We start from the raw sequence: 18,274 nt of genomic DNA, 5'->3' as shown, positions 1-18,274 counted from the left end.
GAATGCTTCTACAACCCGACCCGGCGTCACTCGACCCTGGGTTACCTCAGTCCTATCGACTTCGAACGTGAAGCTGGGGTAGCCTGAATGAACTTATCTCGGCGTCCATCAAACCGGCAGCAGGCCAAAGGTCGGCACCGCCGAACTGACAAATGCCCAAATCGAAGCCTATCTCGCGATCGCCAGGGCCAACGGGATCGACGCGGTCATTACGGTCTCGAACCAGTTCACCCCGCTACCGACCCACCATCCGCTCAACGTCAGCGCGGCGCTCACGCGGAAGGTCGCGCTATTCCACTGGTCGTGGGGCTATGTCATCACCCAGGCGCAGCTGCTTCGCGAACTGGGCGAAGTCGAGGATCGCGAACAATTGATCCTGCTCGCCGAATTACAGCGCTTCCTTCTGCATCCGAGTTCCGGCGTTAAGGAGTTCCACCAGATGCCCCCGGCATGGTCCGATCTCAGTGCGAGCATTGCGGCGGGAGGAACAGCAAACGCCAAAAATCCGCTAAGCCAGGACGTCGTCGGATCCTGGCATCAGGCGCTAGACCGGCTAACAAGCGTCCTCAGCCGGCAAATCGGCAATCACGTCAAACTCGTAATGAACAAGGCGGACGCGATCGACCCCGCGCAGCGTCAGAAGACAGCGCTCGCCGAGCTGGCGTCCTTCAGCTGCCTTCGCAGCGAGCTCCTCGTTCCGGACGCCGCCGCGCCGGTCCAGATATGTGCGGACTTCGGAAAAAGGGCGCTCAGCTTCCAGATGCGCCTCAAGGCCCCAGCCGACAGGAAGTCGACAAAGGCGCGACTATCCTGGCTGCTGCGCCAGCTTGCCGATACCGAACCCGCGGACCTCCATGTCCGTCTGCTGTGGCCGGGCCGCTCGCCGTCCACCCAATATCCGCTGCAAAGTCTGCTCGCCGATCCTGAAATCGCCGCTGCCGATCGCCCCGGCATGGCTGTGCATAGCTTTGAGATATTGCTCGTTCGGGACCTTGGCGCCAAATTCGGACAGCGCAAGATCATCATCAGCGAATTGCTGGGCTCGGCCAGCTCCTTTCACGACAGGGTCGGTGCGAGGCTCGCCGCGTGGCGGGCGAGACCGCCCAAAATCTCCGAAGGCAAGCTCGAACCTGTTTCGGTCAGCACCGAGGCGATGCGCGACCAGGTCGAGCGAGAAGCGCTGGACCGGGCGGGATAAGCATGCCCGTCGATGTGGAAAACCGGGACACGGCACCCTTCCGGACCGCTGCGCGCATGCGAGACATCCCCGGTCTCGGCACCTGCCATGTCTCGGCGGCAGGCAAGTTCGCGCTCGAACGCGAAAGCGCAAAGCACCGGCCTGCCGCAAGCCGTCCGGCTCCCTCTTCCGGTTCGGCTGACCGGCTTTTCGCGCTCAGCGAGCGGGCCCAAGCGGCCGCGCGGCTCGCGGAAGCCTCTGAACTCGATTATCTTATCTTGGTGCCGACGCTGCGCTGCAATCTCAGTTGCAGCTATTGCCAGGTCTCGCGGGCCCCTGTCGATCAACCCCGCTTCGACTGGAGCGACGAGACACTCGGCCAGGTGCTCGCACTCCTCGCATCGCTCCCGACGCCTTCGATCAAGATCGAGTTCCAGGGCGGCGAGCCCACCTTGCGGCTTGATCTCGTTGAGGCGATCATCGCCGCCTGCGACCGGTTCGAGGAGAAGCAGTTCGTCATCTGCACGAACTTAAGCAGGCTCGACGAACGGTTGATGGCGCTCCTCGACAATCCCGACGTCTTTATATCGACGTCGCTCGATGGTCTCGCCGCAACCCACACGGCCCAGCGCACTGGCAGCGCTGAACGAACGAGCGAGTTTTTTGCCAACGCCCGCGCCATCATCGCCGAGCATGGTGCCGACAAGATTTCCGCGCTTCCAACAATCGACCAGACGCGCCCGACCGATCCCGACGAACTGATCGACGCTTATCTTGCGCTTGGCCAGACGAACATCTTCCTGCGTCCGATCAACTATCAGGGATTTGCGCGCAAGCGCCACGCGGCGGCGAACGCCGACCATGACGATTGGTGGGCCTATTATGATCGCTTCATTACCCGCATCATAGCGCGCAATTTCGCCGATCGGTCGGTCGTCTTCGAGGAGAGCTATCTCACGCTCTGCCTTGCTCGAATCTTCCAAGCCGGACACGACCGCCATGTCGATCTGCGCAACCCCAACCCGGTCGGCGCCGACTATGTTCTCGTCGATTTCGACGGCACCGTCTATCCCACCGACGAGGCGCGAATGCTCTCGCGCTCGGGCGTTGTCGACCTCGCGATCGGGACCGTCGCGACAGGATGGGATACTCCGGCGCGCGCGCTTCTCGACCGCCATTCGACGAACATCGGCGACCCGGCATGCGATTCCTGCGCCTACCAGCCCTGGTGCGGACGCGACCTCGTCGACGATCTCTCGCGCTACGGTACGATCGCGGTGCCGCGGCACGAGACATTCTTCTGCCGGAAGCATCTCCACATGTTCGATCTTGCGATGCGCCTGATTTATGATCCCGATCCTGCGGTTCGCTACTCGCTCGCGAAATGGACGGGGCTCGCGGGCGATCGCCTACCTGAAATGGTCGAGCTTTCATGATCCCGCTTCTCGTCCCCGCCAGCAGCGACGCGCCGGCACGCTTCGTGACGCGCCTCGTCGGTGCAGGAGCGGCAGGCCAACGAGAGTCGGCGCTAATCGAGCGCTCGAGCGACGCGGCGCTGTTCGCCGGCGAGAACGGCCTGTTCTCGATCACGACCGACCAGCCGCTCATCGGCGATGTCGTCTGCATCGATCCCGCGCGGCGTACGGCAGAACGGCTCATCCGGGCAAACTCGCCGCACAATACGTTTCTCATCACCGAGCAATGCGACCAGCTCTGCGTGATGTGCAGCCAACCGCCGAAAAAACGGCACGACGACCGGTTCGAGGAATATCGTCAGGCGATAAGGCTCGCGCCGGAGGGTGCGGTGATCGGCCTTTCGGGCGGTGAGCCGACGCTCCACAAGACGGCGCTTTTCGGGCTGCTCGCCGAGGCGAAAGCCGATCGCCCCGACATCTTCTTCCATATCCTTTCGAACGGCCAGCATTTTGAGGCCGACGACATTCCAGATATCCGCGCCTCAGCCGCGAACAGCCTGTGGGGCATCCCGCTCTACAGCCATCATGCCGGAACGCACGACGCGATCGTCGCCAAGCCCGGCGCCTACGACCGGCTTTTCGACTCGCTGGCTCACTGCCTTTCGGGCGGGATGCGGATCGAACTGCGCACGGTTCTCCTGCAAGCAAACATGTGCCAGCTCCCCGAGCTTGCACGCCTGATCGGCAACCATCTCGGCTTCCTCAGTCAATGGTCGATCATGCAACTGGAGAATATTGGGTTCGCGAAGAACCGCTTCGGCGCGCTCTATGTCGATCACGGTCTCGACTTCGCGCCGATTGCGAACGCGATCGACGTCGCGACGCTCTTCGGCATTCGCGTCTCGCTGTTCAATATGCCGCGTTGCTCGGTGCCGACAGCGTACCGGTCCTACGCCGCCAATTCAATTTCGGACTGGAAGCGCAAATATGCGCCCGCGTGCGAGACGTGCAGCGACCAGCCCTCCTGTCCCGGTTTCTTTGCCTGGTATCCCGACAGTCATATGCGAGTGACGCCCCTATGAGTACACGTCAGTTTCTCATCCCGAGCCTGCTTCTTGCCGGTTTCATCGCGGCCCCCGGCGAGGCGGCCGCGACGCGCCCCGGTCTCACGGCTGCGGACGAGACCGGTGAGCCGGTCTCCGACGAAGCGCGCCAGCTCTTCCGTAGCCCGCCCGTGATGGAACTCGCGCGGCATCGCTCGCACAGCAGCCATCGCAGCCACTCGAGCCATTCCAGCCACCGGTCGAGCAGCGGCGGGAGCAGCATTTACAGGCCTGCACCCATTTATGTGCCTGCTCCGGCACCGCGCCCGGCACCCGCACCGATCTTCCGCCCGGCCCCAGCCCCCTCGCCGAATCCTTCTCCGGGCCATATCGTTCCCGAAGCAGTCTCGCCGTCCGGCGACGCGCCCTGGACGCTCTACGGCGGAAGCGCCGCGGCGAAGGAACCGTTCACGGCCAAGGTCAAACAAGTCCAGAAAGGCCTCAAGGCGTTCGGCTATTATGGTGGCGAGATCGATGGCATCGTGGGGTCGGCCACCAAGGCGGCGCTCGAACGATTCCAGGGCGCCTTCGGCCTCAAGATTACCGGAACGATTACACCCGAGGTCCTGACGACGCTCGAGATCGGGAACTGATCGGCAGGAGGCCGACGAGCTCATATCGACAACGCCGGCGCGTCCCCACGTCTCAGTCGGCGGGCGCCGGATACACGGCGCCCGACCGGCGCTCCACGCTCTTGTCGATCGTGACAGGTGCGACGCGCTTCAACCCGCACACCCATCGATCGGGAGAGAATGATGAACGCTTTGATCCAGTGGCTGGAAGCCCATGACAAGCTCGCCGGCTGGGCGCAATTTGCCGGCGCGATCGCGGCGATGGCGGTCACCTATCTCACCGTGTTCATTCCGATCTGGCGCCGGAAACGGCAATTAAACGAAGCCGGAACGCGCCTGATTTCGCACGGGTATGAGGCCATAGAAAGCTATCATCGCGCGCTTTGCAATTTCGTGCCCTTCCCCATCTCGATCAAAGGCGCGGCACTCCACATGGGCATGGTCATCGAAGAACTGGGCCGCTTTCCGGCGCATGAACTCGATGACCAGGGCAGCCGGTCCGTCGCCAGGAACATCGTCGCGACTGGCGCGCTGCTCGCCGGCCTCAAGCTTTTCCTCGAAGCGACGGCAAGCGAGATGGGCGATCGGCAGGCAACGGCGGAAGAGCATCAGTCTCTTCGCGACTTCGTCGCACAGCAGCTGGACCTGCTCACCAAGATGATCACAAATCAAGAACTCAAGCGTCCATGGCCGGACGCTCCGGCCCCGGTGCCGTCGTGAAGGGTCACGGCCGCCCCGTTCCGCTTCGATTTCCGACCCCCGCGCTCGCGGTTCACCTCTGGCGGAACGAACATCTCAATAGAACGAACATCTCAAACGCCATTATACTGTCCAAAGGCGTCAGATTCGACGGCGATCAGGGTCGCTTTAAGCTAGTTTCCACATCTAAATATTAGCCGAGGCTCGCTCAGTTCGTCAGGAGGCGCGATTGGACCCACCCTGCTCCGCCCCAGAGCGCACGTCCGATCGCCGGCGATTGGCCCGGGTCCGCAACCACGAAAATTGCCGCGCGCTCCATCTCGTCATCCGCCGCCGGCATCGCGGGGCCGATCGCCATGCCGATCACCGGGTCGGTGTCCTGCTCGTAGCGCCACTTCAGCGTCGTGCTGGTGACCGCGATGAAGCGCGACTGACTGTTGGCGCTCAGCGCGAGCGTCCGCTGATGGGCCCACCGTCCGCCGGCGAGATTGCAGTCGAGAACTGGCACGAGAACCCAGTCTGGTTGGAAATCGTCGATGAGCTGCGCCGCGATCGAGAGCTGCGTATCCTGGCAGATCAGGACGACGACGCGCCCGAACCCGTCCATGTCAGCGACATGGATCGCCTTCGCCGCGGCATTATTCTCCAGCACGGAGTCCGGGTTTTCAGGGCAGCAGAGACCCAGCGCCTTGGCTTTGTCGGCACCAATGGCAGCAGGCCATAGCTTGCGTTGGCGGCAAAGCTCCTTACCGACGCTATTGACGAGGACTGCTTCATTAAAGCGCTGGCCATTTTCCTCTTCAAGGCTGTGCTGCGTGCCGAGCAAAAGAAGCTTGGGCGCGCCGGGCATCGTCACCAGTCCCCGGCTGATCGACTGGCGGTGCGCATCGGACATCACGAGTTCGGGCGCGACGGCGATATCTTGGCCCGCATTCGCTGCAAGCGCTGCCATGAAGCGGTCGGCGCCGTCGAGGTGTTCAGATGGGCCATAATAGGCGAAGCGATTGCCGCCAATCTCAACTGGGTGAATATCGAGGTCTTCGGCGGTTTCGGCAAGCGGTATGAACAGAATGCGTTCAGCGCCCGGCGACGATACGGGTTCAACGCCGTCGATGAAATCCATTCCCACATGGCCAAGGGTGACCTCGACGGTCCGCCCCTTCTCCTGCAGTTCAAGGGAAACGACGCTTAAGTAGCTGAACCGGTCGGCGAGGGTCTCGGCACTGCTTGCATGCGGATGCCGGGCAGTTCGCAGAAGCGGCCCGCGCGCAACGAGCGCTTGGGAGGCGTCGACATGATAGGCGCCGGTACCTACTCGAAGATCGCGAAGGTCGCGCAGCCAGTCGGGTATTAGCAGGTCGGCCGCTGGCGCGCGCGGCGTGCGCGGATGGATGCGTCCGAACAGGTCGTCGATTGCCACCATCGCCGCGAGCTGGCGTCCGAGCGTATCGGTGCTGCCCGACGCGATCAGCACTTCCAGTCCTTCGGCCGCCTTGACGGGGTCGGCTTGGCCGGCAATGTCAAGCGCGGCACCCCTGAAGCCGGAGCCTGGCGAGACGGCGACGCTCCGCGCGCTCGGCGTCAAGGCCGCGACCTCGCGCCACAACATCATGAAAAGATGCGCCGGCGTAGGCGCCGTCGCTGCCCCGGTCATTCCGCGTTACCGTGTCCGCTCTCATCCCTTCCGCGCGCGCGCGGCGAGTAGACTTTCTCCAATTCGGTGAGTTCGGCGAGCGCAGGCATGTCGCCGGCAGCGCTCAGGGCCTCGATCATCTTGCGCAGCCCCGATGCGAGATGCGGGTCGCCTTGGCGCGGTGATATCGTCGCGCGTCGGCGCCCCGCGAGCCGGGCAACGGTTGCCGAGACGCGCCCGAGGTTGCGGACGGCATCGTTCCATCCGGGCGGCCGATCACGTGCGAGCAATTCGACAATACCCCCGGCAGTGTATAGGAAGGGCGCGACAGTCCTCGGCAGGCGAGCCTGATTGTTCGCAAAAGCGGTTAGCCGTTCGGGGCGCAGCATTACTTGGACGAACTCGAGAAGCTTTTGAGCGTCTCCAAATTCGAGGAGGGGCTGGGCGAGCTCGACGAAAAGATAAGATGCAGTGCTGAGGCCTATGCCGGCTCTGGCTGCTTCGACCGAGAAATTGGCCCGTTCGCCTATGCCGATCCGGGTAGGAAAGCGGGTCGCAAGGCGCACGGCGAAATCATAGCGGAGCCGCGCAAATTCCGCGCGGTCGGCGCCGAGTTGCACGGTGCGCTCGTAGCCCCGCAAATATTCGCCGATCGCGCGTTCGGCGTTCGAACGCTCCCCTTCTTGGCTGGCATAGGCGTCTCCGCGCAGCAGATGCATGTCGATCTCGGCGGCCAAGCGCTGCGCATCCTGATCCGGCGACAGGTCGTGGCGATCGAGCCCGTCAATTAGCTGGGAGATTTCGGCCAGAGTCTGGAAGATGGCATTATCTTCCCGCTCCAAGACATGAATCCGCGCCGCGCGGCGGCGATAGCGAAGCCGCTGCAGCCTAGTCGCGATCGTCGGGTCGGGCGCCAATAGCGTTTCGAGCTCGTCAAGCAGCGAGAGCTCTTCGTCGTCGGCGAGCACATAGCCGACCTGATCGAGGATCTTAATCAGCGTGTCCACGAGCGGCAGGCGCCATTGGCTTCCGCGCTCAAGGTATCGCGCCCGCAGCAGGTCGGCGAGCTGGTTAAGAATGTCGAGAGCCTCGAAACTCCCCATCTCGTCAGCGATATCCACAGCCGCCTTGGCGAGCGCCGCTATATAATCATCATCCAGTTCGGCGTCATGTTCGAGTTGGGCATCCAGCGCGCTTTCGACGAGATGGGCGATTTCTTCCATGGCGCGCTCGGGAACCGATTCCTGGAGTTCGAGCAGGTAGCTCGCCGTGGCGTGCCGCGGCTGCAGGCGCCGGCGGATACGCTCCACCCAGTTTTCAAAGAGTGCGGGCATCGTAAGGTCGCGCCGCAGCAGCCCGCTTGCGAGCTGCAGATAGTTTTGGGACAGGGGATCTTTGAGAGGGTCGTTCGCCATAATCGGCGCAAGTGCTTCGTAAAAGGGCACGTTCGGTGCAGCGTTGACGCCGAGAAGCCGAAAATCCTCGTCGAACGCGTCGCCGGAAAAGCCGCCGGTGGTTGTGAGATCGTGCCGGGCCCGCGCGCGCGCGCTCGCTTCTTCAGAGGTGCCGCTGCTTGAGAGCCGCATAGGCACGACCCTGAGCTTCACCTCTTCCGAACGCTTTGTACGGATGGCGCCCGCGACCTGCGCAATGCCTTCCATATTCTGGCGGTTAAGGACGAAGCAGAGCGCCACCTCGTCGGGAAGCTGCATCGTGCAGATGCCCGCCACGTCGGCGAGCCCAGTCCGGCTGTCGATCAGGACTAGATCATAGTTTGCTTTGGCCCACCTCCGGAGCGCATTTAGCAAGATGCCGCCGGCATCCTTGCTGAAAAAGGTCGTCCAAGAGAAGACCGACAGCGCTTCCTCATAGGCAAGCTTGCCGGCGACATGATCGGAGCCCGCCCGCAGGATGTCGAGCCGGCCGCCGTTTTCATTCATTTCATTATCGATCAGCGACCGAGCGAGATCATCAAATGCTTCACCGGTTTCGACGCGCTGGACAAATTCACCAAGCGCAAGCTGGTCTTCTGGGCCCCGAATGATCTCAACCCATTTCCATGCAATGTCGAGAATGCCCGGCGCCGTCTTGAGCGCTTTCGCTTCTTGCGGTTCGACAAGGCCCTTGAAATAATATCCGACGCCGGGCGCCTCAAGATCCCAGTCCATCACGAGGACGCGCAAATTGTTCATCGCGGCGATGAAAGCGACATTGGCGAGTGCCATGCTGCGCCCCACACCTCCCTTGTACGAATAGAAAGTGAGGATGCGACCGTCACGATTGCCGCTCAAGAGGGTGTATCCGACAAAGCTGGCACATCCGAAAAGACGCCGTCAGTCGAAAAGGTCTGCGCGACAGACCAGTGCGCAGGCAGTTTGTCGAGAGCGTTCGTCAACATATCATCGAGCGTTGCGCGCGGGCGCGGTAGCGCCAGAACGGAACGCGCGTTCGCACGGCCCACAGCTTCTGCCGCAGGCGTCAGGAAATTATGCACCGCCTGCCCGTCGCGACGAAAATCGGCAGCGCCGATCTCGCGCAGCCGGGCGAGTTTGCGGCTGACCGTCTCGAGACGTTCGCCGGTAATTTTCGCCAAGTCACTATTGGTGAGCGAACCGCCAAGCAATGCCTCGACATATGGCGCATAGCCCTCCTTCGCGAGCGTTTCCGCAAATTCCTCGCCGCAGCGACGATCGATGGCCTGCGCCGCGATCGTCTGCGCCATGCCGAGCTGCCCGAGCAGATAAGCGATGCGATGCGGATTCTGGATGTCGCCATCGCGAATGGCATCGACGACCTCGGAGGGCGCCTTAGCGAGACCATCGCGCAGCCCCGCGACGAGTTGCGCGCGCAGTTCGGCGACAGGCGCATCGCGCGGATCAACGATTGCCTCTTCGATGCGAATAGCGAGCAGGTTAAGCACATCCGCCGACACCTCGGCGACGCCTTTTCCACGTTTAAGGGCCGCCGCAAGCGGCGCACAGCTATGGGTCGGTCGGGTCATGCGGGGTCTCCTAGGACCGATATAGACCGAAATTGCTACCGATCAATTACCGATCATTGATCGCTGATTGACTAGATAGCGTTTCGTCGCGATTCGCAAGCATGTTAACCTATCGCCTAGTCCTAGGGTTGCGCTCCTCTTTCGCGGGAACATTCGATCCGCATCCGACGATCGTCCGCTTTCAAACCGTGCCGATCCAAAATTCTAGCGCCAGACCTCACGCGAGCGGTGATCGACACAATGACAGCTTTCGGGCGTCGTCCGATCACGCCTTAAAAGACCGGCATGAGGCGCAAAGCTGCGGTGCGCCACAATACCAAAACGCCCTATCCAACACCGTCAAAGGCATGAAACCCATCGACAAGAATCGGCTAGTCTGGCATAGTGAAACAACAGTCTGAAACCCGCATCGGAAATGCGTGAGGTAGGATGTGTGGTAAGAATTTCGAGTGAGCGAGTTCGCCTAACCACCATTACAAATGGTTGGGTTTTCTGTCCAGAATTCTCACTCCCCTCCATTTTCTCCCCTTAACGGGGCTGAAATGACTGGCCTTTTCGACCGGGGCCGCAAACATCCCTCAGCCATCGACGCGAGCTCCGCGTGCGAGTTCATGCCTCGATCGGCGAGGTCCCCTTGACCAGCGCACCCGCGCCGACGCACTCGAACCGGGCGGTGCCCGATGCGACGGTCTTACCCACGACGGTGGGCCAGGCGGGTTGAGCCGAAGTTTTCCCGCCAACGATACATTTATAGGCATAGCCGTTGTCGGCAGTCGGCAAGATATATTGACCCTTGCCATATTTGGCGGCCGAAACGAAAGTGAAGCCGAAGATGCCGGCGCGCACGCATAAGTTATATTCATAGCCGCCAGCGGCGGGATCGCGGTCGATTTTGAGACCGACGGGCAGCCAACGCCCATTCTGCCCACCTGCATCACGCTGGGCAAAACCGCGAAACCGTGCGCCGTTCGACACCGTGACCTGGGCGGTTTCCAAAGCGCCGTCCCAGACGTCGCATTCCGAGTTAAAACGGACATATCCGCTGAGCGCGATCGACGAATTGATGTAATTCCCTACCGACAGCACGCGCGTAATGCCGGTCACTTCGATTGGCTGGTTCACTACATTGCCACGCAGATGGATCTGCCCCTGGTCGTTCGTCGCCGAATAGGTGAGGAACTTGCCGCCCCTCCCCTCACTCTGACAGCTTTCGATGATGACCGGATCCGGCCCACCGCCACCGATCTCGAACATTTTGGAGGTGTCGGAGACAAGTCCCGCGGCGCATTGGCTAATCCGCATGAAACCGGGGGTGATCAGCTTGAAAGCAACGCCCTCCAATTGCTCGAACCCGATGCGCTCGATGACGGAGAAATCCGCCGCATTGGTCGCGTCGATGACAAAACCGTTCACACAGCTGTGAAACGTGCTGTCTCGAAAGCTGATCTCGTCGCACTGCTCGAGCGGCGCCTTTTTGCTGCTGTCGCCCCACTGCACCGCGGTTCCGGCGCCGAATATGAGAAGATCGTTGAAGACCAGGCCCTTGGTTGACGGCTTGTTGTCGGACCCGATGCTGATCGCCCGGGTATGCGCAACGGCGTTGCAATCGATGCCGAGACGCGAGAGGCGGCACGTCTGGACCGATCCATAGCGGATGGCAGGCGATGCGGCAGGCCCGCGATACCGGATCCATGTCCCTTCGAAAATATTGCCATTGTCGTAGCGATAGCAGGCGCCCTGGCCTTCGAGCGAAATACCGCTGGGTATGACAAGCGTGGAACCGGTGCGGAAACGACCGTTCAGCCGGACCGTGCCGATTCCATTCGCATGCGCGAAATCGATCGCCGCCTGGATCGCCGCCGCCGCGTCGGTCTTTCCGGTCGGGTCGGCATTATAGGGCGCATCGGTAACCCAGACTTCCTGTGCAAGGCGCCGGCCGACGCTGTTCCCTTCATTTTTCGCGTCATGCGAAAAGCCCACCATCTCTCCGCCGGTGGTCGAACGGAGATGGTCGATATAATCCTGGACGCTGCCCCCGCCGTCGACCGCGACATAGTGCGCTATCGACGGAACGCCCTGCGCCGGGGCAGTCGGGGGCGCCGCACCTTCAGCGGCGCCGAGCTTCTTCGAAGAGTCCCATACGGCCCAGGAGCCGGCCACTGCCAGCATACCCCGCCGCCCGATCTTTCCACCGCGATATTCCATAATGTCTCCGTCCATCAGGCGGATATCTGGAAGCCACGGCAGCGCAAGGCCCATACCGCCTCGCCTTCTCCCGTTTTTCTTTCCTTCCGACGTCGGGCAGGCGGGCGCCCCGACCGCTGTCGGGACGACCCTGCCCGCTTTTAGCCGCGAATGCTGAGCAGCGACGGCGCCGTCAGCGAGGCGACGACGGCGCCGACGATCAGGAACAGCACGATCGCGACGATAACGACGACCACCGTGTAACCGACCGCCTTGTCCTGCGGCGCCTTCATCAGCACTGGCAAGCCGAGGTAGAGCAGATACAGGCCGTAGAGGCCTAACAAGGCACCGATCAGCCCCAGCGCGGGAACGAGCCCGAAGATGCCGCCCACCCAGCCTGCGGTCGCCGAATAGGCAGCGACCTTAAGCGCCTGCACCTGATCCTTCTGGCCGCCGAAATTCGGGGCCAGCCCGTCGATGACCAGCGCAAGGAGGAACACGGTTGCCAGCGTCAGGCCATAGGACAGGATCGCCGACACCAGCGCGCTGGCGATCGGCGGGTGATAGGTCACGCCGAACGCGGTAAATCCGAACACCTGGCCGCCGATGAATTGCGCAACCGGCCCGATCGCGGCGAGCGCGACCACATAGGGCACATAGATCGACTGCGTCGTGGCGGGCTCGGCCGCGATAACGGGCCAGGTCTCCTTCGGCTTGAGAAGGATGTCCTTTGCGCGCTGGATAATGCCCGACGCCGGGCTGCTGTTCTTGGGTGGTAGGTCGGCCATCATGCGTCTCCCCTGATCGTGGCGGCCCGCGGAATGCAATGGCCAGAGGAGCGTCGTAGCCCGAATGGCCAGCGTATCTGTAACCTCAATCACAGCCCGATTCGGCAAACCGCAGCCGGATCGAATGTAACGGACTTGAAACGTGCGTAAACCGCCATAGATTGAGTGGATGACGCTCGAATCCCCATCCGAACTTCCCGCAACGGTTACGGCCCCATTGATCGGCCGCGCACGTTTCGCGCCGGGCGATATTGTCCGCCATCGCATGTTCGATTTTCGCGGCGTCGTCTTCGACATCGACCCGGTCTTCGCAAACAGCGACGAATGGTATGAGGCGATCCCCGAGGAAATCCGCCCGGCGAAAGAACAGCCTTATTATCATTTGTTCGCCGAAAACGGCGATTCATCGTACATCGCCTATGTCAGCCAGCAGAATCTGGTCGCCGACGGCGATGGCGGGCCGATCGACCATCCGCAGATCGACGCGATGTTCGACGGGCTGGACCACGGCCGCTACCGCGTCCGCGCCATCCACCGCCACTAGGCGAATATCAGGCCTTCAGCTTCCATCCCGTGGCCAGCAGGCGATAGGTCAGCAGCCCCAATCCGATATTCACCGCGACCAGCACCAACGCGGCGGTGAGCACGGGGTTCGCGATCGTCGAATCGACTGTGCCGATGAAGCCGTAGCGAAAGCCCATGATCGCGTAATAGACCGGATTGCCGTGCGCGATCGTCTGGAACCAGGGCGCGAGCTTGTCGACCGAGTAGAAGGTGCCCGAAAGCAGCGCGAGCGGGGTCACGACGAAATTGGTCACCGCGGCGGCATGGTCGAACTTTTCCGCCCAGATCGACGTCATCAACCCCAGGAAGGCGAGCATCATCGCGCCAAGCACGCCGAAAACCGCCACGGCCCACAGATGATTGGTGCCGACATGGACACCGGGCCAGAGCAGCATCGCGAGCCATAGCGCGAGGCCGACGAGGATCGCGCGCGTGACCGCGGCGCCGACCAGCGCAATGATCAGCTCGCCGACCGCAAGCGGCGGCATCAGATAATCGACGATCGTCCCCTGGATCTTGCCGACGAGCAGCGAAAAGCTCGAATTGGCGAAACTATTCTGCAGCATCGCCATCATGATCAGCCCCGGCGCGATGAAATCGGCGAACGGGACGCCGATGACCGTGCGTCCCGCGCCGCCCAGCGCGACGGTGAAAATGACGAGGAACAGGAGGGTGGTGATCGCAGGGGCCCAGATTGTTTGCAGCTGGACCTTGAAAAACCGCCGCACCTCCTTGACATATAGCGCCTGCATGCCGGGCACGTTCAGCGTTCGAATATGGGGAACGCCGGGTTCGGCAAAGGTTGGAGTCGCGGCGGAATTTGTCGAGTCGGGGCGCGAAATTTGGGGCTGGTCGTTCATGGCGTTCTCGCCTATCGCCTCCCCGATCTTACCGCAAGCTGGGCAGCGACTGGCGCCGGTCCCGAAGGGATCGGCAAGGCGGATCGTCTAACCGCCCGCGGCGTGGAATGATAAGGAATTGAACATGTCATGGACCGATGAGCGCATCGAAAGCCTGCGCACCATGTGGGAAAAAGGGCTGACCGCCAGCCAGATCGCCGACGAGCTTGGCGGTGTGAGCCGCAACGCGGTGATCGGCAAGGCGCATCGCCTCGGCCTGAAATCGCGCCCCTCGCCCGTCAAGGCGACCGAAAAAGTTGCCAAGCCGGCCAAGGCGCCCGCGCCTGCTGTGCCGCGTCCTGCGGCGCCAGCCCCCCGTGCTGCGGCTCCGGTGGCCCCGCGCCCCGTCGCCCCGCTCCGGCCCGAACCGAAACCTCCGGTGGACGCTCCCGAAGCGGACGCGGCATCGGGTGACGCGCCGCCGAAGGCCGACACCCCGCGCATCGTTTCGATCGGCCCGGGCGGCTTTATCCGTCAGGGACCCGGCGACCAGCAGGCGCCGATCCCCCCCGCGCCGCCGCGCCGGCTGGTGCCCGCTAAGCCGAGCCCCGAAATCGCCGACAAGACGACTTTGCTCGACCTTAACGACCGCATCTGCCGCTGGCCGATGGGGCATCCGGGCGAGCCCGATTTCCATTTCTGCGGTGAAGCCGTGAATCCGGGCTTCCCCTATTGCGTCGAACATTGCGGCCGCGCCTATCAGGCGCAGCTGCCGCGCGGTACGCGCCGTCCGCCCCCGCCCCCGCCGTTCGGTGGTCCCCGAGTTCGTTAAGACGCATTCGGTGAGGCCTTTCAGCCAGGATTTCCAGTTCGCACGTGCCCTCGGCCTGCAAATGGTCGAGCGCGGCGACGGGCGTTGCACGATGGCGATCGACATCGAACGCGAGCGCCATTTCAACCCGAACGGCGTCGCACATGGCGGCGTGGCTTATTCGCTCGCGGACACTACCATGGGCGGCGCGCTGATGAGCCTGCTCGGCGAGGGGCTGGTCTGCGCGACGCTGGAGATCAAGTTCAACTATCATGTCGGTGTCCGCGAAGGCCCGCTGACCTGCGAGGCCACCGTGCTCCATCAGGGCAAACGGATCGCCAATATCGATGCGCGGCTCTTTCAGGATGGCCGCCTCGTCGGCAGCGCGAACGGCAATTTCGCGATTTTTCCGATACCGTCGGCCCAATAGGCGAAAGGCGCCGGGTCTTGCGACCCGACGCCTCCCGTGTCCACTCCCAAGAGGTCAGAAGCGGAGACTCAGCGAACCGCGCACACTGTGCGTGCGGAAATGGGGATTGCTGCGCTGGATGTCCGTCCCGCCGCCATTGAGCAGGAACGGGTTGGTCGGCGGCGCGGTGCCGGGGCCGACGTTGACGACATAGTCCTTGTCCTTGAGATCGGTGTAAAGATACTCGAGGCCGACCGAGATGTTGTTCGTCACCATCAATTCGGCACCACCGCCCGCGGCGTAGCCCCAGCCGTTGGTCTTGCCATTGTCCGAAAAGCTGTTGGCGGTGTTGCTCGTCGTGAACTTGTTGTCGAGCCGCGCATAGGCGCCGCCGCCGGTCACATAGAAGAGCGCACCGCCGCCGGGCGTGTAACCCGCACGCAAGCGGGCGCCCGCCTGATAATCGGCCTCGCGGCTCATCGTGTAGCTGGCCGGCGTGGTCGAAAAACCGCTGACGCTGTCGCGCGCATGGCTGCGGCCGCCTTCCAGCACCGCGCCGATGACGAAATTGCCCATGCGCTTATCGTAGCCGAGCCGCGCATAATATTCGGGGCCATCCTTGTCGTTCTTGCACCCGAGATTGGCGGTGCCCGTCGCAGCGCCGTTACAGAATCCCGGCGAGAAAGCGTTGGCGCCACCCGAGGTCGTCACCTGGTCGCCAAAGGTGCCGTCGCGGTTGGTGTCGAAGACGAGCGTTTCGCCGCGGTCGCTGCCTTGCAGCGTACCGCCACCGGCGATGCTGATGTAGGGTCCGTTGAAGTCCTGCGAGGTGTCGCGGCCTTCCTGCGCCATCGCGGGCATGGCCATCGCGGTGGCCGCAAGCGCGGCGAGGAGAGAGAGGTTTTTCATTTTTTACTCCACTTTTTGAGTGACTTTGCAGTCGGCACCCCAACCCGCGGGCTTTGTCCAAAGTTCCCTCCTGCCATGAAAACGGGACGAGCCGAGCCGCCGGCAGGCGCCGAAAAGCGCCTTGCCAGCCGCCTTGGCGCCCTCCTATAGCTGGGTCATGAGTCACGATTTGTTCGACGCCGCAAACCCCGCCACCGACAGCTATAACGCTTCGCAGATCGAGGTGCTGGAGGGGCTCGAACCCGTCCGCCGGCGCCCCGGCATGTATATCGGCGGCACCGACGAACGCGCGCTGCATCACCTTGCCGCCGAAGTCATCGACAACAGCATGGACGAAGCGGTCGCCGGTCACGCGACGCGGATCGAGATATCGCTCGATGTCGGCAACCGGCTGACCGTCGTCGACAACGGCCGCGGCATGCCGGTCGATCCGCACCCCAAATTCCCGGGCAAGTCGGCGCTCGAGGTCATCATGACGATGCTCCATTCGGGCGGCAAGTTCGAGGGCAAGGCCTATGCGACCTCGGGCGGCCTCCACGGCGTCGGCGTCAGTGTCGTCAACGCGCTGTCGACCGAAACCGTCATCGAAGTTGCGCGAAACAAGCTCCTCTATCGCCAGCGCTTTTCGCGCGGCACCCCGCTCGGCGGGCTCGAGGAACTGGGTCCCACGCCCAATCGCCGCGGCACCAGCGTCTCCTTCATTCCCGACCCCGAAATCTTCGGCGAGCATGGCCGCTTCAAGCCGCAGCGCCTCTATCGCATGGCGCGCTCGAAGGCCTATCTGTTCGCGGGCGTCGAAATCCGCTGGAAATGTGCGCCCGAACTGATCGGCGACGACACCCCTGCAGAGGCGGTGTTCCAGTTCCCCGGCGGCCTCGCCGACCATCTGAAGGAACAGATCGGCACGCGCGAATGCGCAACCGCCGAGCCTTTCGTTGGGAGGCAGGAGTTCCCGGGCGATCAGGGCCGCGCCGAATGGGCGATCGCCTGGCCCTTATGGTCCGACGGATCGTACAGCTGGTATTGCAACACTATCCCGACCCCTGCCGGCGGCACCCACGAAGCGGGCCTGCGCGCCGCGCTGACCAAGGGATTGCGCGGCTTTGGCGAACTGATCGGGCAGAAGAAGGCGGCGCAGATCACGGCCGAGGACGTGTTCAACGGCGGCGAAATGATGCTGTCGGTGTTCATCCGCGATCCGCAGTTCCAGAGCCAGACGAAGGATCGGCTGTCGAGCCCCGAGGCCGCGCGCTTCACCGAAAATGCGGTCCGCGACCATTTCGACCATTTCCTGTCGGACAATATGGATCGCGGCCGCGCGCTGCTCGGCCTCGTCCTCGACCGGATGGACGAGCGGCTGAAGCGCAAGGCCGAACGCGAGGTCAAGCGCAAGACCGCGACGAGCGGGCGCAAGCTGCGCCTGCCCGGCAAGCTGACGGACTGTGCGAACGACGGGCCCGAAGGCACGGAACTGTTTATTGTCGAAGGCGACAGCGCAGGCGGCAGCGCCAAGCAGGCGCGCGACCGCAAGACGCAGGCGATCCTGCCGATTCGCGGCAAGATATTGAACGTGGCGAGCGCCAGCGCCGACAAGATCCGCGCCAATCAGGAAATTGCCGACCTTGCGCTCGCACTCGGCTGCGGGATGCGCAAGGATTGCGACGCCGATCGCCTCCGCTACGAAAAGATCGTGATCATGACCGATGCCGACGTCGACGGCGCGCATATCGCAACGCTGCTGATGACCTTCTTCTTTCAGGAAATGCCCGACATCGTGCGCGAGGGGCATGTCTATCTGGCGCAGCCACCGCTCTATCGCCTCACCGCGGGCAACACATCGGCCTATGCGCGCGACGACGCGCACCGCGCCGAGCTGGAAGCGACGCAGTTCAAGGGCAAGAAGGTCGAGGTCGGACGTTTCAAGGGCTTGGGAGAAATGAACCCCAACCAGCTGAAAGAAACGACAATGAATCCCGCGACGCGCTCGATGCTGCGCGTCACCTTGCCGCAGGAATATGAAGAGCGGCATCAGGTCAAGGATCTGGTCGACCGACTGATGGGCAAGCATCCCGAGCATCGTTTCCAGTTCATCCAGGCGAATGCTTCGACGCTCGACGAGGCGGCGATCGACGCCTGACGAATAATCGCCCACCCTCCTGTCAGAAAGTCG

General features: G+C 62.8%; 16 protein-coding genes. 9 read left to right on the top strand and 7 right to left on the bottom strand.

The genetic code is table 11. The annotated features are described in order from the left end of the window. The first annotated feature begins 370 nt into the window (after positions 1-370). The 5 genes from ACIPPQ_RS18845 (at position 371) to ACIPPQ_RS18825 (ending at position 4,987) form a co-directional block, all read left to right on the top strand. Positions 371-1,198 (top strand): hypothetical protein, encoded by an 828-nt coding sequence (locus ACIPPQ_RS18845; protein WP_446545589.1) that lies wholly within the window; start codon positions 371-373, stop codon positions 1,196-1,198. Between the two features lie 56 nt (positions 1,199-1,254). Continuing rightward, on the top strand, positions 1,255-2,613 hold the full coding sequence (locus tag ACIPPQ_RS18840) for a radical SAM protein (protein WP_446545588.1): 1,359 nt from the start codon (positions 1,255-1,257) through the stop codon (positions 2,611-2,613). Further along, entirely contained in the window at positions 2,610-3,674 is a 1,065-nt protein-coding gene (gene hxsC, locus ACIPPQ_RS18835) for a His-Xaa-Ser system radical SAM maturase HxsC (protein WP_446545587.1), read from the top strand. Before ACIPPQ_RS18840 ends, hxsC begins: the two co-directional genes overlap by 4 nt. Then, positions 3,671-4,288 (top strand): His-Xaa-Ser repeat protein HxsA, encoded by a 618-nt coding sequence (hxsA, locus tag ACIPPQ_RS18830; protein ID WP_446545586.1) that lies wholly within the window; start codon positions 3,671-3,673, stop codon positions 4,286-4,288. The genes hxsC and hxsA overlap by 4 nt, the downstream gene beginning before the upstream one ends. 162 nt (positions 4,289-4,450) lie before the next feature. Then, a complete protein-coding gene (locus ACIPPQ_RS18825; RefSeq protein WP_446545585.1) occupies positions 4,451-4,987 on the top strand; it encodes a hypothetical protein in 537 nt (178 codons plus the stop codon). A gap of 187 nt (positions 4,988-5,174) precedes the next feature. Here ACIPPQ_RS18825 and ACIPPQ_RS18820 read toward each other — a convergent pair whose 3' ends face one another. The 5 genes from ACIPPQ_RS18820 to ACIPPQ_RS18800 form a co-directional block, all read right to left on the bottom strand. After that, positions 5,175-6,620: a hypothetical protein gene (locus tag ACIPPQ_RS18820; protein WP_446545584.1), complete on the bottom strand. Its 1,446-nt coding sequence runs from the start codon at positions 6,618-6,620 to the stop codon at positions 5,175-5,177. After that, a complete protein-coding gene (locus ACIPPQ_RS18815; protein WP_446545583.1) occupies positions 6,617-8,890 on the bottom strand; it encodes a KGGVGR-motif variant AAA ATPase in 2,274 nt (757 codons plus the stop codon). The genes ACIPPQ_RS18820 and ACIPPQ_RS18815 overlap by 4 nt, the downstream gene beginning before the upstream one ends. Next, on the bottom strand, positions 8,887-9,600 hold the full coding sequence (locus ACIPPQ_RS18810) for a helix-turn-helix domain-containing protein (RefSeq protein ID WP_446545582.1): 714 nt from the start codon (positions 9,598-9,600) through the stop codon (positions 8,887-8,889). Before ACIPPQ_RS18810 ends, ACIPPQ_RS18815 begins: the two co-directional genes overlap by 4 nt. Positions 9,601-10,209: 609 nt before the next feature. Next, positions 10,210-11,859, bottom strand: a complete 1,650-nt coding sequence (locus ACIPPQ_RS18805) for a hypothetical protein (RefSeq protein WP_446545581.1) — start codon at positions 11,857-11,859, stop codon at positions 10,210-10,212. Between the two features lie 86 nt (positions 11,860-11,945). After that, entirely contained in the window at positions 11,946-12,572 is a 627-nt protein-coding gene (locus tag ACIPPQ_RS18800; RefSeq protein ID WP_446545580.1) for a Yip1 family protein, read from the bottom strand. A 169-nt stretch (positions 12,573-12,741) separates the two neighbouring features. Here ACIPPQ_RS18800 and hspQ point away from each other — a divergent pair, with 169 nt between their 5' ends. Further along, positions 12,742-13,116, top strand: coding sequence for a heat shock protein HspQ (gene hspQ / locus ACIPPQ_RS18795; RefSeq protein ID WP_446545579.1), 375 nt, complete (start codon positions 12,742-12,744; stop codon positions 13,114-13,116). Positions 13,117-13,123: 7 nt separating this feature from the next. Here the strand turns inward: hspQ and ACIPPQ_RS18790 are convergent, their stop codons facing one another. Further along, positions 13,124-13,996 carry an ABC transporter permease gene (locus ACIPPQ_RS18790; RefSeq protein WP_446545578.1) on the bottom strand — a complete coding sequence of 291 codons (873 nt, stop codon included), beginning with the start codon at positions 13,994-13,996 and terminating at the stop codon, positions 13,124-13,126. A gap of 124 nt (positions 13,997-14,120) precedes the next feature. On the opposite strand from ACIPPQ_RS18790, the gene ACIPPQ_RS18785 reads away from it, so the two are divergent. Both ACIPPQ_RS18785 and ACIPPQ_RS18780 read left to right on the top strand, forming a co-directional pair. Beyond that, positions 14,121-14,807, top strand: coding sequence for a GcrA family cell cycle regulator (locus ACIPPQ_RS18785; RefSeq protein WP_446545577.1), 687 nt, complete (start codon positions 14,121-14,123; stop codon positions 14,805-14,807). A gap of 10 nt (positions 14,808-14,817) precedes the next feature. After that, complete coding sequence (locus tag ACIPPQ_RS18780) at positions 14,818-15,216, top strand: PaaI family thioesterase (RefSeq protein ID WP_446545576.1); 399 nt, start codon at positions 14,818-14,820, stop codon at positions 15,214-15,216. Positions 15,217-15,270: 54 nt separating this feature from the next. Here the strand turns inward: ACIPPQ_RS18780 and ACIPPQ_RS18775 are convergent, their stop codons facing one another. Further along, positions 15,271-16,104, bottom strand: coding sequence for an outer membrane protein (locus ACIPPQ_RS18775; protein ID WP_446545575.1), 834 nt, complete (start codon positions 16,102-16,104; stop codon positions 15,271-15,273). A gap of 157 nt (positions 16,105-16,261) precedes the next feature. Between ACIPPQ_RS18775 and parE the strand changes: the two genes are divergently transcribed. After that, positions 16,262-18,241: a DNA topoisomerase IV subunit B gene (parE, locus tag ACIPPQ_RS18770; protein ID WP_446545574.1), complete on the top strand. Its 1,980-nt coding sequence runs from the start codon at positions 16,262-16,264 to the stop codon at positions 18,239-18,241. Positions 18,242-18,274 lie beyond the last annotated feature (33 nt).

This window comes from Sphingopyxis sp. LARHCG72, from assembly GCF_052871675.1.
The sequence above is the reverse complement of the archived record's forward strand: the minus strand, read 5'-3'. Positions and strand labels throughout refer to the sequence as shown.